The sequence below is a fragment of the Xenorhabdus sp. KK7.4 genome (assembly GCF_963876465.1).
Taxonomy (GTDB): Bacteria; Pseudomonadota; Gammaproteobacteria; order Enterobacterales; family Enterobacteriaceae; genus Xenorhabdus; species Xenorhabdus stockiae.
Genome location: NZ_CAWNQF010000074.1, coordinates 1 through 23940 on the forward strand (window position 1 = coordinate 1; position 23940 = coordinate 23940).

The window sequence follows — 23940 nt, forward strand, 5'->3', positions numbered from 1 at the left end:
CACACGTTACATGAAACAGTCACACGTAACCATTGTTGTCGGTATATGTGGCAACTGCTCAGTAATGTGAAAAAATTCTTGAAAAAATCTGCAAATAGACTCTTTCAGAGAAAGTAAATCGAGTGTCCCACTATTATGAAAAGTTATTTAGAGCAATCTGATTTTGCTGAGTTAATTGATAAAGAACGAATAGCAGCAATTGGTCATTCATTAGGCGGCTGGTCTGTTGTTGAACTTACAGGCGCTAGATTCAACTCAGATTTATTAGTTACTGACTGCAAAACTAATCAAATTCTTGCTTCTTGCAACATATTATCTGAATTAGGAATAGGTAAAAATGAAATCATCAAAGCAAAATTAGATGGTGATTTGGGTGACCAGAGAGTTAAAGCCATTATTTCCCTTGATCTGGCACTAACCAGAGGCTTTTCATCTCAAAGTTTAAGCATGATAAATATACCAACACTCGTTATAGCCGCTGGTGTTGATGTGGGGGATATGCCTGCTGAACTGGAATCTGAGTATCTGGCTAAAAACCTTCCAAAAGAGAAATCAAAATACATCGTTATTGACGATGCAATGCATTTTAGCTTTAGGCCAAATTGTAAACCCAATGCAATCGCTCTTATTGAAAAAAATAACCCAAAAGGTGGAGTTATTTGTAAAGATGGTGGAGATAGAAGCCGGGAAGAAATTCATAATGAGATCCTGAACCATATCCTTATCTTTTTCCAACAAGTATTCCCTAAATAAAAACTCACCTATTTCAAAGTAACAATCTGTTAATTAAATAAAAAACTGTCTTTAAAAGAGGCAGTTTTCTTTTTTCAATTAAAAATAAATTTCTCTTGAAGTTCGCCATTTTTCACAAAGATAACCTATCCTCAAATAGTTATCTTTATACAAAAAAGATAATTTTCCATAGTTAATAACTTCGTCAAAATGTGGCTCTTAAACATCAGATAGAGACTTCTGGTATGGATCATATATTAAATACCCAATCACAGAATAATTTCTGCATTAGCTGTGGTGCCTGCTGTGCATTTTTCAGGGTCTCATTTTATTGGGCGGAAGCTGAGGATGGAGGAGGTACAGTCCCGGTTGCTGCCACTGAAAAACTGAACGATTTTATGTGCTGCATGAAAGGTACAAACGAGCCCCATCCCCGTTGTATAAACTTACAGGGCAAAGTTGGCCATTCGGTTTCCTGTACTATTTATGACAAGCGCCCTTCCCCTTGCCGAGAATTTTCGCAGGCATGGGAAACTGACAATTACAATGAAGCCTGTGATCGTGCCAGAGTTGCTCATGGCCTTCCTCCACTACCAAAACCACAAACCTGAACTAGCACATTCGTCGTACTTTTATCATTACGATGCAATTTGAAATCTCTTGGATATATCTTATTGTTATCAGACCATATTCGTTATTTTCATCACAGACACTTTACTTTTGTATACTTATAGTTAACAACTGTAAAAATCCATTACCGCAAAATGTGTTATCCCTGTTCATTTTATGAACTTTCTTTCATGATATTATCAGGATGAAAAATAATGTCTGTTTATGTTCCTACTGAGTATATCCCCCAGACCTGTGAGTCTTTACCACATTATCTTGCGAAAAATTTACCCGCCACCATCTCACTCGGAGGATTGCCTGAAACCTGGCAGATACAGGAAATAGGTGATGGAAACCTGAATTTAGTTTTTATTGTTGCCGGAACAGAAAAAACTATTGTGGTCAAACAATCCTTACCTTACGTTCGGGCTGCTGGTGAATCATGGCAGCTTTCCCTTGTCCGAACCTATTTCGAATACCATGCCCTATTAGAAGAAAAAAAATTTGCTCATCAGTATGTACCCGATGTCTATTTCTATGATGAAGAAATGTCTTTGTTTGCGATGGAGTATTTAGATAAACACATTATCTTACGCAATAAACTGATTTCTGGTGAAAAATTCCCTCATCTAGCTAAAGACATTGGCATTTTTCTTGCTGATACACTATTCCATACCTCTGATATAGGGATGGATAGCAAAGAGAAAAAAGAACTGGTAAGCCGTTTTGCCAATAACCATGAGCTTTGTAAGATCACTGAAGATCTGATTTTTACAGAGCCATATTTTAATGCCGAAAGAAACAACTGGACTTCCCCTCAACTTGATAATGATATTCATGCCATCTGGCAAGATCAGGCCATGATCCAAACTGCAATGCGGTATAAATACAAATTCATGACTGAAACGCAGGCACTTTTGCATGGTGATCTTCACTCCGGCTCCATTATGGTCACACCTGATTCCACAAAAGTGATTGATCCAGAATTTAGCTTTATGGGTCCAATGGCATTCGATATAGGCAATTATATCGGCAATCTGTTTATGGCTTATTTTGCTCAACCTGCTCTGCGGGAGAATATAGAGCAATGTGCTGATTATCAATCATGGCTCTTCATGCAGATTGAAAAAACATGGGAAATATTTGAACATCATTTTCGTCAATTATGGAATGAAAAAACAACCGGAGAAGCCTATCCTGTCACCATCTACCAACAGGGAACTTTCAATTCATCGTTCCTTAAAACTGCCCAGGATGATTTTTTCTCCAATTTATTCGAAGAAACTCTGGTCTATGCCGGGCTTGAAATTAATCGCCGCATTATAGGCTTCGCCGGTGTTGCTGATTTCAAACAGATTGATGACCCGACATTACGAGCCGGTTGTGAAAAACAAGCACTAAAACTGGCACGTGAGTTAATTGTCAACAAGAATAAGTACCAGAATTTTTCACAGATTAAACATCATATTACATAAGGTTAAGAAACCGAGATGAAGATTAATGGAACCCATTATCGCTCTGTTTGGCTTGCTGACGATGGGTATACTGTCGAAATTTTTGACCAGACCAAACTGCCTTTTGAATTAAAAACTATTCAGTTGAATACCGTTCAGGATGCTGCAACAGCTATCAAAGATATGTGGGTAAGAGGTGCACCTTTAATTGGTGCAGTTGCTGCGTATGGTATGGCACTGGCGATGCGTCAAAGTAGCAGCAATGAAAATCTACAAATAGCTTACGATACTTTAGTTAAAACCCGGCCAACCGCCATTAATTTAAAATGGGCGCTGGATCGCACATATCAGGCACTAGAAAACACGCCTCCCGTTCAGCGTGTAGAAACTGCTTATCGTACTGCCAATGAAATTGCAGATGAAGATGTCAAGCTGTGTCATAAGATTGGTGAAAATGGTTTAAAAATCATACAAGAAATCGCAGCCACAAAATCAGCCGGTGAAGTAATGAATATATTAACTCACTGCAACGCTGGGTGGCTGGCAACTGTGGATTGGGGAACCGCATTATCACCTATTTACATGGCACATGATGCGGGTATCAGGGTTCATGTCTGGGTTGATGAAACTCGCCCTCGTAATCAGGGTGGATTGACGGCTTTTGAGTTAGGTTCACATGGTGTACCACATACTTTAATTGCCGATAATGCCGGTGGACATTTAATGCAGCATGGCAAAGTGGATTTGTGTATCGTAGGTACAGACCGGACAACCGCAAGAGGTGATGTGTGTAATAAAATTGGCACTTACCTTAAGGCTCTGGCTGCAAAAGCAAATCAGGTACCATTTTATGTTGCGTTACCATCACCGACACTGGATTTTACCGTCTGGGACGGCGTAAAAGAGATCCCCATTGAACAACGTTCAGGTGATGAACAGTCACACGTCTACGGAATGACGGCTGACGGAAAACACAGTTGGGTCAATACAGCACCTCAGGGAACGGTTTGCGGGAATTATGCGTTTGATGTTACCCCGGCAGAATTAATTACCGGGTTAATTACAGAACGTGGAATTTGTGATGCCAGCGCAGAAGGCTTACGCATGCTCTTTCCTGATTTATATCCATATAATTTATAATGATTATTTTTTATGACAGTCAGTAAAAAACATATTGCTCAAGCAATTATCGATACTTGCCTTAAGATGAATGCTCTGGGTTTAAATCAAGGCACATCTGGTAACATTAGTGCCCGTTATCAAGATGGATTTCTTATCACCCCCAGCGGGATCCCCTATGAAAAATTAACCCCGGAGCAAATTGTCTACATTAATTATTCGGGAGAAGCAGAATCAGATAAAATTCCCTCAAGCGAATGGCACTTCCATCTTTCCTGCTATGAAGCACGCCCTGAATTAAATGCTGTTGTACATAATCATGCAGTCAATGCAACTGCCGTTTCAATTCTCAATCATGGTATCCCGGCTATTCACTATATGGTGGCAGTGACAGGAACGGATCATGTTCCCTGTATTCCCTACTCAACATTCGGGACACAAGAACTGGCAGAAAGTGTCAAAACAGGGATTAGGCATAGCAAGGCACTGTTAATGCAGCACCACGGTATGATTGCGATGGAAGCCAATCTGGAAAAAGCATTATGGCTGGCCAATGAAATCGAAATATTGGCACAACTCTATTTGAAAATACTACCCGTAATAGGGAACTCTGTAGGCAATATTGCAGAACGGATCCCTGTACTCTCATCCGAAGAAATGCAAAAAGTATTGATGAAATTCAAACGATACGGATTAAAAGCATAATAACAGATTAAAAAAACAGCATGCTTTGATTTCACTAAAAGATAATGCTGTTTTATTTGTATTACTCATTCGCGGTAATGAACAGGAATTATTTGAATAAAATGTGAATATAAACCTTGCTTGGTTTTATATTTTTTGATGATTTCTTAGGGGAATTATATGAAGTGGTGGGCGATACCAGATTCGAACTGATGACCCCCTCCTTGTAAGGGAGATGCTCTACCAACTGAGCTAATCGCCCACTTCATGGCTACCTAAATGGTGGGTCGTGCAGGATTCGAACCTGCGACCAATTGATTAAAAGTCAACTGCTCTACCGACTGAGCTAACGACCCGATTAGGTAATTCTGATTTTTATATCTAAATGGTGGGTCGTGCAGGATTCGAACCTGCGACCAATTGATTAAAAGTCAACTGCTCTACCGACTGAGCTAACGACCCAATTAGATAATTTTGATTTTGATATTTAGATGGTGGGTCGTGCAGGATTCGAACCTGCGACCAATTGATTAAAAGTCAACTGCTCTACCGACTGAGCTAACGACCCATCTAAAATATCAGTGTGATACTGCGGAACAATCTAATGAAGTGGTGGGCGATACCAGATTCGAACTGATGACCCCCTCCTTGTAAGGGAGATGCTCTACCAACTGAGCTAATCGCCCACTTCATGCTGACTATTACTGCATGATGACTATTACTGAATAATTATCTGTAACAACATCGATATATCACTGATTTACGATTGGTGGGCGATACCAGATTCGAACTGATGACCCCCTCCTTGTAAGGGAGATGCTCTACCAACTGAGCTAATCGCCCAATCATAAAATCATTTTTTATCACTACGGCCTGCCGCTTTCAGTTTATCACTGAGAGTGGTGGGCGATACCAGATTCGAACTGATGACCCCCTCCTTGTAAGGGAGATGCTCTACCAACTGAGCTAATCGCCCCGTCGTGATGGAGTCGCATTATAGGGATAGTTCGAGGTGAGTCAACGGTTTTTATTGCTAAAATTTCCGTTCGTCGCAAAATTACACAGAATGAAACAATTATAGTCACATAAGGTTATCATTTAGGCAATGCATTTGGGTTTTTCTCAATAACCTACCATCAACGCCATTGAGGAATTGAAGTCCAGTGATAAAATGCTCCCCACTATTGTTATTTTAATTGTTACTTCAATCATCCAAAACGTTCTCTGAGAAGTAGAACGTCATTAAGGCAACTCCCAATGAGTAAAATAAAAACCCGTTTTGCGCCAAGTCCTACTGGCTACCTTCACGTTGGTGGCGCACGCACCGCCCTTTATTCCTGGCTATACAGTCGCCATAACAAAGGTGAATTCGTTCTGCGCATTGAAGATACAGATCTGGAGCGTTCAACTCAGGAAGCCATTGATGCGATTATGGACGGAATGAACTGGTTAAACCTGAATTGGGATGAAGGCCCTTATTATCAGACTAAACGTTTTGACCGTTACAATCAGGTTATTGATGAAATGCTGGTAAATGGTACAGCCTATCGTTGCTACTGTTCCAAGGAACATCTGGAGCAATTGCGTGAAACTCAAATGGCAAATGGTGAAAAACCTCGTTATGACGGCCGTTGCCGTGATAGTGAGTGCCAGCACAGCCATGATGAACCTCATGTTGTACGTTTCCGCAACCCACAGGAAGGTTCTGTTATTTTTAATGACAGCATCCGTGGCCCGATTGAATTCAGTAATCAGGAACTGGACGATTTGATCATCCGCCGTACTGATGGTTCACCAACTTATAACTTCTGTGTTGTTATTGATGACTGGGATATGGAAATCACTCACGTTATTCGTGGTGAAGACCATATTAACAACACACCACGTCAGATTAATATTCTGAAAGCGCTCAACGCGCCAGTACCAGAATATGCACATGTTTCTATGATCCTCGGTGACGACGGTAAAAAACTGTCCAAACGCCATGGCGCGGTCAGCGTAATGCAATATCGCGATGATGGTTACTTGCCAGAAGCATTGCTGAACTATCTGGTACGTTTGGGATGGTCACACGGTGATCAGGAAATTTTTACAGTTGAAGAAATGACTGAACTGTTCAGCCTTGATGCTATCAGCAAATCAGCCAGTGCTTTCAATACTGAAAAATTGCTTTGGCTGAACCATCATTACATCAATACCCTGCCAGCAGAAGAAGTTGCCGTTCATTTAGCATGGCATATTGAACAGCAAGGTATCGATACCCGCACAGGCCCAGAGTTAGTGGATCTGATCAAACTGCTGGGTGAGCGTTGCAAAACATTAAAAGAAATGGCCAGCGCTGGGCGTTACTTCTATGAAGAGTTTGCAGAGTTCGATGCCGATGCTGCGAAAAAACATCTGCGTCCGGTTGCGCGTCAGCCATTAGAAGTTGTACGCACTAAACTGGCATCCATTACCGAATGGACACCTGAAAATATTCATCACGCTATTCAGGCAACAGCTGACGAACTGGAAGTAGGAATGGGTAAAGTAGGCATGCCACTGCGCGTTGCAGTTACTGGTGCAGGCCAATCACCAAGTGTTGATGTAACCATTCACGCCATCAATCAGGCTCGTTCATTGGCTCGTATTGATAAAGCCCTCGCTTATATTGCACAGCGTGAAGCGCAATAATCAGCATTAGAAACAGGCTAACGTAAATGTAAAGGCACTCAGTTTATTGTTGTGCCTTTATTTTTTATTCTCACAACCTAGTATTGATGGCTTTTTCAGCGCTTATACATAGAATACTAATGAATTCGTTGACAGAATTCGCTGGGTTTCATATGATGCGCTCCGTTCCACAGGATTTTGATTTGGGGCTATAGCTCAGCTGGGAGAGCGCTTGCATGGCATGCAAGAGGTCAGCGGTTCGATCCCGCTTAGCTCCACCAAAATATCCTGATTCGGAACGCCACATTTGTGGGGCTATAGCTCAGCTGGGAGAGCGCTTGCATGGCATGCAAGAGGTCAGCGGTTCGATCCCGCTTAGCTCCACCAAAATTCTGAATCCCTGAAGACGCAAGTTTTCAGGGATTTTTTCTTATGGTCGTGTATAGAAAAATTGCCCTGCTTTTCTTTTGATGCTCAGGTATTTTAAAAACATTAAATCAGTGTGATGCTTTTTATTTTTAAACTGAATTTTCCATCTTCATAATTTGAGTCTACATCGACTTTATTATAAAGACCGTTGTCGCAGTGATTTCCATTTCCTGTGTTGCCTCCATTATTGGGGTTAGTTCCAGCTCCAGAATCATCTTCAAAGATAACGTTTAATTTCTTGGAATAAGAATAATTCCCAGCGAAATCTAAAATTATATAATAAAAATCCATTTTCTTATTAAATGGTATTTTTTCATATGATAAATGAAAACTATATCCCCCAATATTTTGGACATCATCCACATAATGTACAGGTTTAAATTGGATTGTTTTATTATTTTCATCCTTCATCAAGAATATAATAGCATCATCAATTCTGGGATTTTTATATTCTGGAACACCTACTTTAAATTCTTTAACTCCAGATTTTTTTCTAACAATTCCCCCTGGTAAAATTCCAAGTATCAATGGATTCTGGAGATGGAAAGTTGAAGATTCATAACTTCCAACAATATACGCGGATTCAGCATATGTTGGATTAATTATCCCCAAAATTTCAGTAGTAAAATCAATTGTACCACTAAAGCCTTGTTTAGAATAAACACGAAATCTTATACTTCCACTTTCATCACTATTAACCGCAATAAAATCAGGAAGAGATTTTCGCTTTTGAATTTCAATAAGTTCCGGTGTGTTACTACTAATTGGGTCTGTTGTTATATTAGCAAGATCTAATGATTTCTGTCGAGATACAGATGATATTATCACTTGAGTATTTATTAATGGATTATTATTTTCATCAGTTACTACACCGGAATAAACATTATATTTACTATTTGGATCATCAATAGGACTAGGTGCATCTAATGTATCGAGAACTTCTATTTCTGTATTTAATGAAATCACACTATTCTTCTTCATTCTTTTTGTCATATAACCAACGTTCAAAGGTGCGATTCCCTCTACATCAATATTCTTATCCGAATAAGCATGAACCGTATAGCTAATTGAAGTATTTGATGACAATTTATCATCAATCTCCAATGTAAATATAGCTTTACCGGAAGTATCATTTATTAACTTCCAATCTTCTACTACCTCTAGTACCGAAATATTTTTTTTTGGATCTTCTATTGAAATACTCTTAATAGACTTAACCTGTGGCGATTTCACTGTTACGACTAGATATATATGCTGTCCAACAATAACATCAGCACCATCAGGTATAGATACAGTAATAGGTGACGATTCTTCTGTTTTCTCAGATAAAACTATATTATTATCAATATTCATATTACCACCTTAAAATAATTTAGTATAAACCCGATAAAATAAAATAAAAATTTCCATATCATCTTCAATGTAAAGAAAAACCATAAAACATATTAAAAAAACATAAGTCATTTTGGTAATGAAAAATAGTTATCACCTGAAAATACAATCACAAAAGTTAAAATACCACCCTTAAAACAAAAATATTTCCGCCATTAATATAGAACAAAAGAATTAATTCACTATATATCAAATGGTTAATAGAATCCCCAAAGTAGCCATACTCTCAAAACCTAATAAAAGTGATATTTTACGAACAAAGTGTTAACAATATGTTGCATTAGTTTTTATTTGATGATTATAATCAGTATTAGTTTTAATTAATCTAAAAAATTTCAGTCCTAATAACATACTCTACTATTTATCTCAGCCACTCAGTAATAAACTTTCAAAAAAAATAAAAACCGTAGCTACTTATACGATCATTCTATTATGTTGAAATTAATACAGGGTAATTAAAAAAATAATATTTTTACAGGGAAAATCATGCAAAAAACTGCCTTGTTGAACGATATAAAGTATCTTTTTTTACTATCAACCCCAATCATAGTAACGCAGCTTACCAGAATAGCAATGAGTGCCGTGGATGTTATCGTATCAGGCCACTACTCGACAAATGCGCTCGCTGCCGTATCGCTAGGGAGTAGTATTTGGTTCCCCATCTTTGTATTGGGTTTTGGCGTTATCCTGATGCTATCTGCTGATGTTGCTAAACTTCGGGCAAATAATGATATCGAAGGCATTAAAGAGTGTGTTAATAACTACATATCTGCCGCATTGATTTTATCGATTCCTATTGTTGTCTTCTTATTATTAGCGGTTCAGCTTTTATCGCTTATTGGTATTGATGAAGATGTTGTACACATCACAAAAGGTTATATTACAGCTATGGCATTTGGTGTACCGGGTGTGATGATATTCAATGTCTTTCGTTCTTTGTTGCAAGCACTTGAAAACACCAAAGTTGCGATGTATATCTCTATTTTTGCTCTTATAGTCAATATACCTTTAAACTACATTTTCGTTTTTGGTAAATTTGGCGTACCAGAAATGGGTGGAGTAGGAGCAGGGATCACAACTGCAATTATCAACACCCTCAGTGCTATCTTGCTGATTATCTATTTTTTGCGAAAAAAAGAATATGAAAAATACAGATTTAAATTATCTCTAAAACTCAACTCAGGATTAAAAAGATTGTTTTTGATCGGTATCCCAAGTGGATTAGCACTCTTTGTTGAAGTGATATTTATTGATGCCATTTCACTTGGCATTGCAACTTTAGGTACTGTATATATTGCAGCTAATAATATTATAATTATAATATCATCCATGATAATAACTATTAGCGGTGGATTTTCTGCTGTTACAACAGTAAAAATAAGCTACTTGAGTGCTAAGAAAGCTTATTCATCAACACTAGGATTTAGTTTACTCTCTTTAGTATCTACTACATTGATTACTCTTATGCTAGGAATTATGTTTTTTCTTTATGCTGAACATATTATCAGTTTATATACAAAAGATATTCTTGTAATAAATATAGCTCTCGGAGTAATCGTCTTTTTATTATTATTTCAACTATTTGATTCTATACACTCCATATTATCAGGGATTTTACGTGGGTTTCATGAGACAAAAATAGTTTTCTATGTTCCTCTTTTCGGTTATTGGTTTATTGGCGTACCTTTGGCTTTTACATTAGGGTTAACAGACCTGATTACAGAGAAAATGGGCTTTATTGGCTTTTGGTGTGGGCTTGTTTTTGGCTTATTAACAAACTGTATAACTCTATCAATGGTATTAGGTTTAAAATTTAAGAGAATACTTAAACATACATCATAAATGTTCGTATAGATTTACAATCACATAAAACAGTTTAAGGCTAAGTATAATCTGACTAATCTTTAAAGGTAGATCAATATGTTAGTTAATATTCTCACTGATGATTTAATAAGTACGAGGAATTTATTTGTTAACTTATTGAAGTTTAACATTGAATATGAATCCTACTGGTTTATCTCCATGTCTTCTGAATCAAATGAGCAAGTTTCCGCTTTTTTAAAAACAAGTGAATTCATTCCAGAAACATACCACAAGGCTTGCCAAGGCGTGATTATCACTTTTGTTGTAGAAGATATTGATTCTTATTTTGAGAAAGCAAAAACACTTAAGCTGGATATTATCGAACCACCACGTGACTTACCTTATGGGCAACGGCGCATGTTAATCAAGGATAAAAGTGGTGCACTAATCGATATTTCATCACCGATAGCGCCACTTGACCCAACTTACGGTTAATTAGGATTTTTTCAATGGTTTTACCAGTGAATCCAGCCCTTCAATCTTAATTGCAAGGGTCATTTCCATTAGTGTCCCCAGCTTGCCTTGTGGAAATTCTCCCTTACGGGCAAACCAAAGAAGATATTCTTCCGGAAGATCAATTAACATTCTTCCTTTATATTTTCCAAATGGCATTACTGTGTTAGCAATTTCCAGTAGGTTTTCTTTATCCATTCTTTAAGCCTTTTCTTTATGTAAAAAAATGGCACCTATAAGATGCCATTTTCATTCTGAAACACAGGTCACTGTGAATTTAAAAACTCATTACCAGTCCGGTGATGGCTGCGGACAGGAAACTCACCAATGTTGAACCAAACAACAGTTTCAGGCCAAAACGTGCAACAGTATTTCCCTGTTTTTCATTCAAGCCCTTGATAGCTCCGGCGACAATTCCGATAGAGGAGAAGTTAGCAAAAGAAACTAAAAATACCGACAGAATTCCTTTTGAACGCTCACTCAATTGCCCGGCAATTTCCTGCAAACCCTGCATAGCAACAAACTCATTAGAAACCAGCTTGGTCGCCATGATGCTGCCTACCTTCAGTGCCTCATCAGCAGGAATACCAATAATCCAGGCAAACGGATAGAAAACATAGCCTAAACATTCCTGAAAGGTAATGCCAAATATCATATCAAAGACAGCATTGATAGCCGCAATCAGAGCAATAAAACCAATCAGCATGGCCGATACGATCAATGCAACTTTGAAACCCGCCAGAATATATTCACCGAGCATTTCAAAGAAACTTTGCCCTTCATGCAAGTTGCTCATATGAATATCCCCTTCACTTTTAACAGAGTAAGGGTTAATGAGAGACAGAACGATAAAGGTGCTGAACATATTAAGTATCAGAGCTGCAACCACATATTTTGCATCCAGCATCGTCATATAAGCACCCACGATGGACATAGATACTGTAGACATCGCGGTTGCAGCCATGGTGTACATCCGGCGTTCAGACATTTTGTCCAATACATCTTTATAAGCGATGAAATTCTCTGACTGGCCCAGAATCAATGAACTGACTGCATTGAAAGATTCTAGTTTACCCATACCATTCACCTTGGACAGAACTGTACCAATAGCACGGATCACAATCGGCAGAATTTTAATGTGCTGCAAAATACCAATCAGGGCGGAAATAAAGATGATAGGACAAAGTACGTTCAGGAAGAAAAATGCCAGTTTTGCGTCAATCATACCACTGAAAACAAAGTTAGTACCTTCTGCGGCATAAGACAGCAAGTGAACAAACAGGTTATCAAACCCTTTGACGATCCCTAATCCGGCATTCGAATTCAGGAAAAACCACGCCAGAACAAGTTCAATAACAAGTAACTGAATAATATACCGGATCCTTATATCCTTCCGGTTATTACTCGCCAAAATCGCCAGGCCACCAATGAGCACTAAGGCGAGGACAAAATGAAAAATATGAGACATAAAAGGAACTCCAAATCTGACGAGGTGCAAATTTATAACCGCATTTCGTAATATACGATAATAAATCGTGATAATTATCACATTAATTTATTATGCAAGAGGTAACAAAACCTAAATTTAGCAAACCGGATCACACTTTTAACCAGAACATGGCTATCATGTATGCAAAGTATAGGCGCTACTGAAACCTCAATAGCGCCTTTCTGAAGATTACGTCCCTACTTATTACTCACCTAAAAGACGAAGCATTTCTTCTTCATCAATAACAGCTATCCCTAACTCTGTGGCTTTCGCTAATTTGGAACCGGCTGCTTCACCAGCAATCACCAGATCGGTTTTTTTGGAAACACTGACTGTAACTTTAGCTCCCAAAGCAGCCAATTTGTCTTTAGCCTCATCCCGAGATAAACGACTTAGTGATCCGGTCAACACCACAGTCTTACCTGCAAATGGGCTATCAATATCTGCGACTTGTGGTACTTCTGCCGATTCCCAGTGGATGCCAATATTATTGACGAGATCATCAATGACTGCCTGATTATGTGGTTCATTAAAGAAATTAACCACATGACTGGCAACAACTTCTCCCACATCCTGAACAACAATCAGAGCTTGCGTATCTGCTACACGTAATTTTCCCAGTGTCCCGAAATGAGCAACTAAATTAGCAGCCGTCGCCTCTCCGACCTCACGAATTCCCAGTGAATAAATAAAACGGGCAAAGGTTGTTTTCTTGGATTTTTCCAGCGCATTCACCACGTTCTGAGCGGATTTTGGCCCCATACGCTCAAGACCCGTTAATTTCCCTGCAGTAAGACGGAAAAGATCAGCCGGAGTTTTGACATATTCCTTATCAACCAGCTGCTCAATAATTTTCTCTCCCATTCCATCCACATCCATTGCACGGCGGGAAACGAAATGCCTTAATGCTTCTTTACGCTGTGCACCACAGAATAATCCACCGGTACAACGTGCTACCGCTTCTCCTTCAACACGTTCAATATCAGAGCCACAAACAGGGCAATGCTCCGGGAAAACAACTTCCTGGCTCTCTGTTGGTCTTTTTTCCTGAATGACACCGACAACCTGTGGAATAACGTCACCCGCACGACGGATAACAACAGTATCACCTATGCGCAACCCCAGACGCTCAATTTCATCTGCATTATGCAAAGTGGCATTACTGACGATGACACCTGCAACCTGTACCGGCTCCAGACGTGCAACCGGCGTAATAGCGCCCGTACGCCCTACCTGAAATTCAACATCCCGCACTATGGTTATTTGTTCTTGTGCCGGAAACTTGAATGCCGTCGCCCAGCGAGGTGCTCTGGCTACGAATCCTAGTGCTTCCTGCAGTTCAAGGGAGTCAACTTTGATAACAACACCGTCAATATCAAAACCCAGCTCAGGGCGCTGTTGCTCTATCTCACGGTAAAAATCCAATACCTGCTGGGTTCCCTGACATAATTTCACTTTGTCACTGACCGGAAGCCCCCACTGCCTGAATTGCATCAGGCGCCCGTAATGGCTTGCTGGCAACTGCCCGTTTTCTGAATCTCCGCCTTCAATAACGCCAACACCATAACAATAAAAAGTCAGTGGACGTTTAGCTGTAATGCGCGGATCAAGTTGGCGCAACGATCCGGCTGCGGCATTGCGAGGATTGGCAAATACTTTATTACCTGTCCGACGGGCTTCTTCGTTAAGTTTTTCAAAACCAGCCTGCTTCATAAAGACTTCACCCCGGATCTCAATACGAGCTGGAATATTGTCTCCTTTCAAACGCAGTGGAATTGCGCGGATCGTACGAACATTAGCGGTTATATTTTCTCCCGTAGTACCATCGCCACGGGTAGCCGCCCGCACTAACTCGCCGTTTTCATACAGCAGGCTAACAGCCAGACCATCAAGTTTGAGTTCACAGCAAAATACCAGTTCACGACTGTCTTTCAGACGATCACGAACACGTTTATCAAACGCCAGATAGCTTTCTTGATCAAAAACATTATCCAGAGATAACATCGGGATTTCATGACGCACCTGCTCAAATGCAGTTAATGGCGCTGCTCCGACCCGCTGGGTAGGTGAATCCGCAGTAATCAGTTCCGGGTGCTGTTCTTCCAGTGATTTTAGTTCCCGCATTAAGCGATCATATTCCGCATCCGGGATCTCTGGTGCATCCATAACATGGTATAAATACTCATGATGACGCAATGTTGTTCTTAGTTCGTTAATTTTTTGAATAATATTTTTCATGACTTCTCACCAGAGATGAAAAACCCTCGACTGAGCCGGGGATAAAGCAGTCCTTTATACAAGGGCTGCTCTTATGTTTCAATAGTTTATGAATCTATCGGGGTGCTATTGATGCCCATGTTTCCCCGATAATGTGGATGGAATGTGGATACATCCCCTTAGTGGATTAAACTTAATAGCATCCAATAGATAATCTGGAGCAAAATGCGCGTAGGTCATAGTTTGCTGAATGCTGGCATGCCCCATTATCTTCTGTAAGGTTAATATATTTCCTCCATTCATCATAAAATGGGCAGCAAAAGTGTGTCGCAAAACATGCACTGCTTGACCAACAGGCAGGTCTGGTTTTATCTCTTTCAGCATCTTTCTGTAAGATTGATAATTAACATCAAATAAGAGACCTGACTGTTTAGTCTTAACTGCCCCCATTACTTCATCAGAAATAGGGAGAGTTCTGTGTTTACCATTTTTTGTTTCAGTAAATGTAACACGATTATGCAGCATGTTTTCCACCTTTAACTTAGTAATCTCTCCCCACCTTGCGCCAGTGTTCAAACATAGAATCGTTAAACGCCAGGCATCATCAGTAATCGAATTCAATAATGCAGCAATCTCTGATTCAGTAAGATAAGACATCTCTGGCGTTTTTTCCTTGAGCGGTTTCATACCCTTGATTGGATGAATTCCTTTATATTCCTTTATCTCAATCAGAGTAGTAAAAATACCGCCAAGCATTGTCATATCTCTATTGACTGTTGATGCTTTTATGCCTTCATATAATCTTCTGGAACGATACTCGTTTAGGAAACGGGAAGTTAACTGGTAAACCGGAGGGTCATCCATATCCCTGATCATGCTCATCACAGTCTGTCTCCTTTTTACACCCCAGGTTAAGTTACGCCCCTCATATTTCCACCAAATATCAAAAAGCTCAGATAATTTTCTGTAATCCTTTTCTATTGGTTTCCAGTCTTGATTATCAGCATTAGCTAAGATGTTTCGTTCGAATGCAATTGCATCCGCTTTTTTGTTAAATATACGCTGGACTCGTCTTCCCGATCTGCCCTGCGGTCTTATATCCACTTTATAACGTCCACCTTCAAGCGCTTTAATTGCCATGATTGCGCCCTCCAGTTAGACGAGGTATTTCTATCTCTGTACAAAAAACATAGTCTTGATAAATAGTTAGCCAATCTTTGTCTCTTAAAACAACAATGTTGTTGTCATACGCCCACTGTGTGCGATAGCCGGCGAAATCTGACCAGCTTCAGGAATTATTTTTCCAGTAACTAACCACGCACTGTACTTTTCACACTTTCTGTACTGTAAAATCCCTTCAACTTTTAGCCAGTTCATACCCTGATAAATATCAAAATTCAGACTTTCAACTTCAATAATCTGCTTCAGTTTTTCATAGATGTTCATGCTTTTTTCTCCTCTAAATGTTCGTAGTTTTGTGGATCATAAAGAGCTGGGGCTATCCCTATCAGAAACGTTATGAAAAGATACTGAAAGAACAAGGCCTGCTGAAAGCCCAGGATTTTCTGTATTTCGATTTTCATAAAAAACTCTGGCCGCGCCTTGTGGCCGTGACCCGTCGTTTTGAACGGGATACCCCAGCTACATTAGTGACAACGGCTCACCTTTATACCGAGAGCAGACAGTTTCATTGTCTGCCCGATATCAGCCAGTTTAATCACTTGCCTGATCTCCATAACAAACCGCTAAAAAAACTGTCAGCCCAAATTGCTGCCGGGTTCTTTACGCTGTTTGAGCAGTATTGTGATCAGTGCATTGCTGAGGCGAACGGTGATAAAAAAGCTATCTATCAGATGCGCAACCTGTCTCCGATTTATGGCGAGCTGGCGAAATTGTCGCGCGGGCTGCATGTCACACCGGCGCATTATGGCCGCTACCTGAAAGGTACCTTGCAACAGAGCGATGTGATTGCAGCGGTATCCCGTCTGGTCAATGACGATTTCTGGTATCGCCGGCTTAAGGCACACCGTACCCGCTGGCGGGAAGCGTTGCTGATTGCCGCAATGGCAGTCAATAAAAACCGTTCCCCGTATGCCAGCCGTCAGGCTATTCAGGAAGTGAAGTCTCAGCGTCTGGCCAATATGCAGTACCTTGAATCAATGGATATTGAGGATGTGGCCACCGGCGAGCGCTTTGATCTGGTTGAGAAGGTAATGCAAAGCATTTCTAACCCGGAAATTCGCCATATGGAACTGATGGCACAGATTGCCGGGATTGAACGGGTTGCCTCGGCGCGTGGGGATATCGGGATGTTTATCACCATCACTACGCCGTCAAAATATCACCCGACCCGCCAGATGGGGGCAGACAAGGTGGCAGTGCTGAACAGTAGCTGGGCCAATGAAGCCTATACCCCGAAAGATGGCCAGCGTTATCTGGTGAAGGTCTGGGCGAAAATCCGCACAGCATTTAAGGATGCAGGGCTGAATGTTTATGGTGTCAGGGTGGTTGAACCGCACCATGATGGTACACCGCACTGGCATTTGTTGCTGTTTACCGATAAGGCTAGCCGGGCGGCAGCGGTGGAGATCATGCGTAAAAAAGCCTTGCAGGAAGATGGCGACGAACGGGGCGCACAGAAGTATCGCTTCGAATGCCGGCATATGAATAAAGGTGGCGCAGTCGGTTATATCGCTAAATACATTGCTAAGAATATCGACGGTTACGCGCTGGATGGTCTGACCGATGATGAAACCGGCATGCCGTTAAAAGATGCGGCCGCGGCTGTGACAGCGTGGGCCTCTACATGGCGTATTCCGCAATTTCAGTTCTATAACCTGCCCTCCAAAGGCGCGTACCGTGAATGCCGTCGCCTGCGCAGTCTCTGCATTGCTGACCAGTTGGGTGATGTAGCCGAAAAGGTCCGGGCGGCGGCCGATCAGGGTGACTTTGAAAACTACATTCTGTCACAGGGTGGCCCTTGTACCCCGCGTGATCAGCAGACTATCCGCGTTGCCCGTGAAGTCAGCGACAAACTTAATCCCTATGACGAGGCGGTTTCTAACGTGGTCGGGATTTACGCGCAGCTCAATCCTGCCGCCGGCGTGTTGAAAACACGCGAGCGGGAATACCGGATTGTCAAAAAGCACGACAGCCAAGCCCCGGCATCCGCTGTGGCCGGTGAGGGTCTTGATCTTTTAAAAAGCGCCATCGGCGCGCCTCGGAGTCCTGTCAATAACTGTGGATCAGGGGATTGGCAGGCATGGGAGGACAGCCCCGCATTACCCGCAGACTTAAGCGGTAAGGCGTTATCCGATGTTCTCCAATGGGGACGGGCGATGGAAATCAACGCGGCTGAGAATAGCGTACAGCGCGAGGAAATCAGCGTTTCGGGGCCTCGGGTTATCTCACGTATCACGTTAACGCCAAAAGAAGAGGCGATGTTGCCGGAGGTCAGGCGGTTGACTGGGTTAATGGGGTTCGAAATCAGTAATCAGTCAATGGAAACGATGTTTATCAAGGGTATGAGTATCAGCTTTGGGGGGCAGCGTCTGCGAGTGCGTGACGGCACTGTGCAGTTGATGGATTTACCGGAGGAGCAGGAACGGAAGCAACGCGAGTTTGAGGCTCGCAAACAGGCGCACCGAGAGGCATTACAGGCGCGAATTATGAATATTGGGGAAATGAGGAAAGTACAGTGACAGTTTCTAATTTAAGGGTAGACGCCGGGGAATTAGTCAGGCGGTGCGATGCATTGGTTAACAAAGTCCATTAGGAAAAGCATATCAGTACAAAGGCCATGCTTGATGTGACTGCTGAAATGGGTCGTCAGGATGAAAAATGGGGAGCTAATCGTGATTTATCCCCGTTTGTCTGGCTGACGATATTGACCGAGGAAGTCGGCGAGTTCGCGCAGGCTGTTTTGCATGATGAATTTGGTGGCAGTCATGCAGGAACGGCACGGGCAGAGCTGGTACAAGTAGCTGCGGTGGCATTGCAGATTATTGAGATGTATGACCGGTTAGATCAGGAGAACCATCAATGAAAATCGATTTAGGTAAATATGTCGTTACATCGAATAGCAGAGCATACACGCTGAATAAAAAGAGGATAACAAAAACCGGGAAAAATGCCGGTAAGGAGTCTTTAACACCATTCGGGTATTACGCAAAGCTGAATGAATTAATCCGCGACCTGATCAGAATGGAAGTTGATAGCAATGATATAAAAACATTGCAGCAACTCAGCCAGCGAATTGAGGAAATTGCAACCGATTTTGCTGCGAGGGTATCCGCAAAGACGATGCGGAATTACGTCAAACAATGGAAGCACTGGCAGAACAGCAATGTGAAAAATGTGGTGATGCACTTCCGGTGACAGAATGCTGCCTGTCTGGTGATGCTGCCTGTTGGGCTACGCTGGGCTGGCATGAAGTCAAATTGTGAGGGTGTGACATGTCACGAAGAGGTAAGCAACCCCACCTTGGATGGGTGGGATTGGGATAATAAATTAAAACCCCCGCCAATCATTGGGTGTCCAATACTGCATAACACGCCTGACGACAGTTTGAAATCTAGTGGGTAGAAGATTGAAGGTAGTGTCATACCACAAATTATTTTGAAATAATTCATGTCTGCTCGCCGGAAACGGAGGGTGATAGCTAAGTGCCATTAGGTTACAATCGTTACGATATTCTAAATCTAAAAAGGCAGCATTTGGCTGTAAGTAAGTGTCATAGTAAAGTAGTGAATTCGTAGCATAAAGTCTAGTCCAATTTCCTCTATGTCTCCTTTCGGATGTAAGAAAAATATTAATATACATATCAATTGTGGGTAATTGAGCCATAAGACCTCCTCCGTATGACGTAGTTGAATATCTGACGTTGTTTATTCGCAAAAGGTGGTAATGCGGCGTTACGTCAAAAATGGAAACACTGGCAGCGCAGCAATGTCAAAAATGTGGTGAATGCACTTCCGGTGACAGTATGCTGCTTGTCAGGTGATTCTGCCTGTTGGGCTACGCTGGGCTGGCATGAAGTCAAATTGTGAAGGTGTGATATGTCACAATCTTGTCATTCTTCCTACCTTTGATGAGTGGAAAAAAGAAGGTTAGCAACAATTAAATACTATTTATATTGAGAAAATTATCGTGAGTCCCAATAGCTTTGAACAGCCTGAACGGTGGTATTCATTGCTTCGTAATTCCTATCTGTGTGATTTATTGCAATCCTCAGAGGATGCCATGCCCCAGGACGATGAGAAAATAATGTTACTTCGCGTGCATTGCCAGAACTACCCCAAAAACCAAAAGAATTAGTAGGTGCAGAAAAGCAGGATAGATCGAGCAGTGTGTCATTCCTACATTGAAGTCTTAAGTATGGATATCTATTGCCATCGCGTGAACGCTCGGCGGTATTCGGATAAAAACTTATCTCATTATGATTAGTACTAATCCACCTCCTGCCACGGCTATCTTCTAATCGAATGAAGTCACGAAGAGAGGTTTCTTCATCAGATGATCTGAGCATGATATTACCTTAAGCATTACGGATAATTATGAATAAATGTAGTTCAAGCTAACCCAAAAAACGTAATAGATTTTACTTTCAGATGTAATAGATTTTACTTGCATAAAACGGCCTATTCTCCGCACCAATCCGCAAAACCAAACAAGGATCGCATATCCCGCAAAGCGCCAGCACTGGCGCGCTTCAAACGATCCCGTGCAGGTGCATAAAAAGCACTGCATTTAGTGCGCAGACGCGGCGGGGTCACGACTGCGCGCAGCGGTGTTTATTGGTCGTGCCAATCACCAATTTCATTACCACATTATTCTGAACTGAAATCACCTTTTTTTCAGGCAAAAAAAACCGCCTTTGCAGACGGTCATGTGATGTGGCTCAAGAATGAAGTCAGCTTTCTCCATCCAGCGAGTAAGGCTCAAACCGGATCACCTCTTCCCCGAGCCAGTCATTGAGCTGCTTCATTTTGCTTTGCAATGGCAGCAGTTCATTGCGCACAAACACTTTCGCCGCTTTCTCCACGTCGCCAAAGCCGCCGGTGTTCTGCGGGATAATGCCCATCATCGGCGGCGGAACGCGGTGCGCCGCCAGAATATCATCGCGGCTGGCGTTCTTGATATTCAGAAACTCATCTTTGGCCGCCGCTTCGGATAACGGAATGGTCTGAATGCCGTCTTTCTTGCCACCGGGTGCATACAGAAACAGGTTGCGGAAGTTGCCCGGCCCTTTGCTGTTTTTCAGCGCATCGCGGATATTGTTCACATCCGAAATATTCTGTGACGCATCGCTGATATAGAGGATATAACCGGCATGGCTGCCGTTCTGGTAATACTTGCGTCGAAACAGGGTGGCCGATTCATTCAGTAACGCTGAGGGCAGCGCCGCCAGATATTCCGGCAGGCCGTACAGTTCCTGATTAATGTCCGGTTCAATCAGGTGAAAGACCTGTCCGGTCGGGAACGGGTACGGCTGGCTGTGGTAGCCGTACTTCACAAACCAGTAAGTGTCCAAATCTTCCCCGCGCCGGGTGAATTTGGCCGGGCAGTGTTTCAGGCCCAGCGGCTGGCCGAGGCGGTTTTTTCGCAGTTCCAGATAGGCATTACCGAACAGCAGAAAATCCAGCGCCCATGAATCGAAGGTCTGGCGGTTCAGCAAGCGATGAGGCATAAAGGTGTTGTACAGAATATTGCGTTTCACAGACACCGCGCTGCTGTGATGCGGGGCAGAAAGGAACGAGACGGCCAGCCCGTGGAAACTGATGGGCGGCTCATACCAGCTGTCGACCAGTACACACTCGAGATAGTCGTATATCTCTCGCCGGTCCAGCACCGGTACCGGTACCGGGTCACCAAAGGTGAAGGCTTCCATCGGGGCAGCAGGCGCGGCCGGTCTGGCCGGGCGGTTTCTGTTTTTACGGGACATCAGTAGACCTCAACGATATTTTTATGGTGGGGCACGTCACCGGTGATCGGTTCGTTAAACAGCGCGTGCATGGTGGCCCACGCCAAATCAGCGTGGCTGGCTTCCTCACTGCGGCTGGCCTCGTAAGTCGGGCGGTTGCCGCTGGCGGTGGTGGCCCGGCGAATGGCCATAAAACTCTGGGCAATGTCGGTGTGACCGGCGTCAAACTCCAGCCGGCGGTGGTTGATAATGTCCCACGCTTTCAGTACCAGCGCATTTTTCACCGACGGGTTATAGACAAACTCCCGCGCCGACGGGAAGAACGCTTTGACGTTCTGGTAAACCCCGTGGCCGATACCGGTCGAGTCAATACCGATATATTCCACGTTGTAGCGTTCGGTAAGTAGCTGAATGGCTTCTGACTGGGCGCGGAAGTCCATGCCGCGCCACTGGTGGCGCTCCAGAATACGGAACTTACCGCCAACCACCTGCGGCGGGGCAATGACGACACAACCGGCACTGTCCCCGTTTTCGCCCCCTTTGGCCGGGTCGTAGCCGATCCAGACCGGATAATACCCATAAGGGCGCAGCATCAGCGGCTGTACGTCGTCCCAGACTTCCCAGCTGTCCACCATGCAACCCTGCATCAGTTGCAGTGAGAAGATGGATTCAATATCGTCCATAAACTCACACATCAGCAGGTTCTGGTATTCATCCGGGCTGTATTCCAGTCGTAGCTGGTCGATATCAAACAGAGTACAGCCGCCGGCGACCGCATCTTCCACGGTGACAATCTGCCGCCACTGGCCATCGGCACACAACAGGCCATTGACGAGCGCCTCATGGCTGATATCCACCTCAATCCGGTCCGCTTTGGCCCGTCCCCGGTTATACAGTTTGCCCGACCAGTACGGGTAGGCGCTGTGGGTCAGGCTGGACGGGGTGGAAAAGTAGGTCTGTCGCCACTGTTTATGCATGGCCATCCCGGAGGCGACTTTGCGCAGTTCCTGAAAGCGGGGGATCCAGAAATATTCATCCAGATAGAGATTGCCGTGATAACTCTGGGCCGTACGGGCATTGGTGCCGAGAAAATAGAGCATCGCCCCGTTGCTTAAGGTAATGGGGTCGCCTTTCAGCTCGACATCCACTTCCCGCGCCATCTCCAGAATGTAGCTTTTAAACACATGAGCCTGGGCTTTACTGGCCGAGAGAAAAATCTGGTTGCGTCCGGTGGTCAGCGCATCCATCAGCGCCTCACGGGCAAAAAAGTACGTGGCCCCAATCTGGCGGGATTTCAGCAAATTGCGGATACGGTGTTGCTGGCCGGCCTGATACCAGACTTGCTGATAACCAAACATCGTGTCAGAAAACAGTTGTGCCAGTTTTTCGATTTGTTCGTCACTGAACACGTTCTTTTCCGGTGGCCGGCGCTCGCCCTTATTGCGGTTAGCAATGTTCGGGTTCAGGTCGGCTTCATTGCCGCCATGGCTGTACTTGTTGATACGGGCCTGCCGCTCCAGCTGGCGGTATAACAGGTCAATTTCCTTAAAATCCCTGCCTTCTTTCTGCTGTTTGGCAATCAGCTGGCACAGCCGCGCTTCCAGCGCCAGTTCAACCTGCTCAAAGGGCGTCACTTCGTCCCATTTGTCGCGGCGTTTCCAGCTGTGAAGGGTGGTCGCGTTCTCATTGAGCATGTCCGCAATGCGCGCGATGCGATACCCGCTAAAATACAGGTGCATGGCCTGCTTGCGCGGGTCAAAGTTATTCACTATCGGTGTCGGTGTTTTCATGCCGCCAGACTACCGCCCCGGCCGCCATTTCTCCGCGCGGGCCGGTTGTGCCAGTCCCAACACAAGGCCCATTGATTGTTTCCCCGGCGTAACGACACAAACTAATAGCCCATGACCCACCCATTAACCCGGGGC

The 23940-nt window shown here is 43.1% G+C and carries 20 protein-coding genes and 9 tRNA genes; 13 read left to right on the top strand and 16 right to left on the bottom strand.

The genetic code is table 11. The features are described from left to right. Positions 1-135: 135 nt before the first annotated feature. From AACS90_RS11720 to AACS90_RS11740, 5 genes are all read left to right on the top strand, one after another. Entirely contained in the window at positions 136-753 is a 618-nt protein-coding gene (locus AACS90_RS11720) for an alpha/beta hydrolase family protein (protein WP_099122840.1), read from the top strand. A 224-nt stretch (positions 754-977) separates the two neighbouring features. Continuing rightward, positions 978-1343 (top strand): YkgJ family cysteine cluster protein, encoded by a 366-nt coding sequence (locus AACS90_RS11725; RefSeq protein ID WP_099122841.1) that lies wholly within the window; start codon positions 978-980, stop codon positions 1341-1343. A 213-nt stretch (positions 1344-1556) separates the two neighbouring features. Beyond that, positions 1557-2816, top strand: coding sequence for an S-methyl-5-thioribose kinase (mtnK, locus tag AACS90_RS11730; RefSeq protein WP_099122842.1), 1260 nt, complete (start codon positions 1557-1559; stop codon positions 2814-2816). A 15-nt stretch (positions 2817-2831) separates the two neighbouring features. Further along, positions 2832-3935 carry an S-methyl-5-thioribose-1-phosphate isomerase gene (gene mtnA, locus AACS90_RS11735; RefSeq protein ID WP_099122843.1) on the top strand — a complete coding sequence of 368 codons (1104 nt, stop codon included), beginning with the start codon at positions 2832-2834 and terminating at the stop codon, positions 3933-3935. A 12-nt stretch (positions 3936-3947) separates the two neighbouring features. Then, entirely contained in the window at positions 3948-4619 is a 672-nt protein-coding gene (locus AACS90_RS11740) for an L-fuculose-phosphate aldolase (RefSeq protein ID WP_099122844.1), read from the top strand. Positions 4620-4784: 165 nt separating this feature from the next. On the opposite strand, the gene AACS90_RS11745 is transcribed toward AACS90_RS11740, so the two are convergent. From AACS90_RS11745 to AACS90_RS11775, 7 genes are all read right to left on the bottom strand, one after another. Continuing rightward, positions 4785-4860, bottom strand: a tRNA-Val gene (locus tag AACS90_RS11745). An 18-nt stretch (positions 4861-4878) separates the two neighbouring features. Beyond that, positions 4879-4954 (bottom strand) — tRNA-Lys (locus AACS90_RS11750). A 30-nt stretch (positions 4955-4984) separates the two neighbouring features. Further along, positions 4985-5060, bottom strand: a tRNA-Lys gene (locus AACS90_RS11755). A 30-nt stretch (positions 5061-5090) separates the two neighbouring features. Next, a tRNA-Lys gene (locus tag AACS90_RS11760) sits at positions 5091-5166 on the bottom strand. Between the two features lie 42 nt (positions 5167-5208). Further along, a tRNA-Val gene (locus AACS90_RS11765) sits at positions 5209-5284 on the bottom strand. 81 nt (positions 5285-5365) lie between these two features. Continuing rightward, positions 5366-5441 (bottom strand) — tRNA-Val (locus AACS90_RS11770). A gap of 57 nt (positions 5442-5498) precedes the next feature. Further along, positions 5499-5574 (bottom strand) — tRNA-Val (locus tag AACS90_RS11775). A gap of 281 nt (positions 5575-5855) precedes the next feature. Between AACS90_RS11775 and gltX the strand changes: the two genes are divergently transcribed. From gltX to AACS90_RS11790, 3 genes are all read left to right on the top strand, one after another. After that, positions 5856-7271, top strand: a complete 1416-nt coding sequence (gene gltX, locus AACS90_RS11780) for a glutamate--tRNA ligase (RefSeq protein ID WP_099122845.1) — start codon at positions 5856-5858, stop codon at positions 7269-7271. A gap of 184 nt (positions 7272-7455) precedes the next feature. Further along, positions 7456-7531, top strand: a tRNA-Ala gene (locus AACS90_RS11785). Positions 7532-7561: 30 nt separating this feature from the next. Then, positions 7562-7637: transfer RNA gene (locus AACS90_RS11790), tRNA-Ala, on the top strand. Positions 7638-7742: 105 nt separating this feature from the next. On the opposite strand, the gene AACS90_RS11795 is transcribed toward AACS90_RS11790, so the two are convergent. Continuing rightward, positions 7743-9032, bottom strand: a complete 1290-nt coding sequence (locus tag AACS90_RS11795; protein ID WP_099122846.1) for a hypothetical protein — start codon at positions 9030-9032, stop codon at positions 7743-7745. Between the two features lie 525 nt (positions 9033-9557). Here AACS90_RS11795 and AACS90_RS11800 point away from each other — a divergent pair. Continuing rightward, positions 9558-10913: an MATE family efflux transporter gene (locus AACS90_RS11800; protein WP_099122847.1), complete on the top strand. Its 1356-nt coding sequence runs from the start codon at positions 9558-9560 to the stop codon at positions 10911-10913. A gap of 78 nt (positions 10914-10991) precedes the next feature. Continuing rightward, positions 10992-11369: a VOC family protein gene (locus tag AACS90_RS11805; RefSeq protein WP_099122848.1), complete on the top strand. Its 378-nt coding sequence runs from the start codon at positions 10992-10994 to the stop codon at positions 11367-11369. On the opposite strand, the gene AACS90_RS11810 is transcribed toward AACS90_RS11805, so the two are convergent. From AACS90_RS11810 to AACS90_RS11830, 5 genes are all read right to left on the bottom strand, one after another. Continuing rightward, complete coding sequence (locus AACS90_RS11810; RefSeq protein WP_099122849.1) at positions 11370-11585, bottom strand: DUF3820 family protein; 216 nt, start codon at positions 11583-11585, stop codon at positions 11370-11372. A 79-nt stretch (positions 11586-11664) separates the two neighbouring features. Further along, positions 11665-12855 carry a NupC/NupG family nucleoside CNT transporter gene (locus AACS90_RS11815; protein ID WP_099122850.1) on the bottom strand — a complete coding sequence of 397 codons (1191 nt, stop codon included), beginning with the start codon at positions 12853-12855 and terminating at the stop codon, positions 11665-11667. 225 nt (positions 12856-13080) lie between these two features. Beyond that, on the bottom strand, positions 13081-15114 hold the full coding sequence (gene ligA / locus AACS90_RS11820) for an NAD-dependent DNA ligase LigA (RefSeq protein ID WP_099122851.1): 2034 nt from the start codon (positions 15112-15114) through the stop codon (positions 13081-13083). A gap of 105 nt (positions 15115-15219) precedes the next feature. Beyond that, on the bottom strand, positions 15220-16233 hold the full coding sequence (locus AACS90_RS11825) for a phage integrase (protein WP_099122852.1): 1014 nt from the start codon (positions 16231-16233) through the stop codon (positions 15220-15222). Positions 16234-16317: 84 nt separating this feature from the next. Continuing rightward, positions 16318-16539, bottom strand: coding sequence for a hypothetical protein (locus AACS90_RS11830; protein WP_241538285.1), 222 nt, complete (start codon positions 16537-16539; stop codon positions 16318-16320). 29 nt (positions 16540-16568) lie between these two features. Between AACS90_RS11830 and AACS90_RS11835 the strand changes: the two genes are divergently transcribed. The 3 genes from AACS90_RS11835 to AACS90_RS11845 all read left to right on the top strand — a co-directional run bounded on the left by AACS90_RS11835 (position 16569) and on the right by AACS90_RS11845 (position 19470). Next, a complete protein-coding gene (locus AACS90_RS11835) occupies positions 16569-18794 on the top strand; it encodes a replication endonuclease (protein WP_193757251.1) in 2226 nt (741 codons plus the stop codon). Positions 18795-18892: 98 nt separating this feature from the next. After that, the gene (locus AACS90_RS11840) at positions 18893-19138 is read left to right on the top strand and encodes a MazG-like family protein (protein ID WP_099122854.1); all 246 of its coding nucleotides are present in this window, start codon (positions 18893-18895) and stop codon (positions 19136-19138) included. Continuing rightward, positions 19135-19470 (top strand): DUF5405 family protein, encoded by a 336-nt coding sequence (locus AACS90_RS11845; protein ID WP_153043682.1) that lies wholly within the window; start codon positions 19135-19137, stop codon positions 19468-19470. Before AACS90_RS11840 ends, AACS90_RS11845 begins: the two co-directional genes overlap by 4 nt. Positions 19471-21004: 1534 nt before the next feature. Here the strand turns inward: AACS90_RS11845 and AACS90_RS11850 are convergent. Genes AACS90_RS11850 through AACS90_RS11860 form a run of 3 tightly spaced genes read right to left on the bottom strand, consistent with a single transcriptional unit; the run spans position 21005 to position 23929 of the window. Then, a complete protein-coding gene (locus AACS90_RS11850; protein WP_099122856.1) occupies positions 21005-22036 on the bottom strand; it encodes a phage portal protein in 1032 nt (343 codons plus the stop codon). Continuing rightward, complete coding sequence (locus tag AACS90_RS11855) at positions 22036-23805, bottom strand: terminase ATPase subunit family protein (protein ID WP_099122857.1); 1770 nt, start codon at positions 23803-23805, stop codon at positions 22036-22038. Before AACS90_RS11855 ends, AACS90_RS11850 begins: the two co-directional genes overlap by 1 nt. Then, positions 23777-23929 (bottom strand): hypothetical protein, encoded by a 153-nt coding sequence (locus tag AACS90_RS11860; RefSeq protein ID WP_339373616.1) that lies wholly within the window; start codon positions 23927-23929, stop codon positions 23777-23779. Before AACS90_RS11860 ends, AACS90_RS11855 begins: the two co-directional genes overlap by 29 nt. Between the last annotated feature and the right edge of the window lie 11 nt (positions 23930-23940).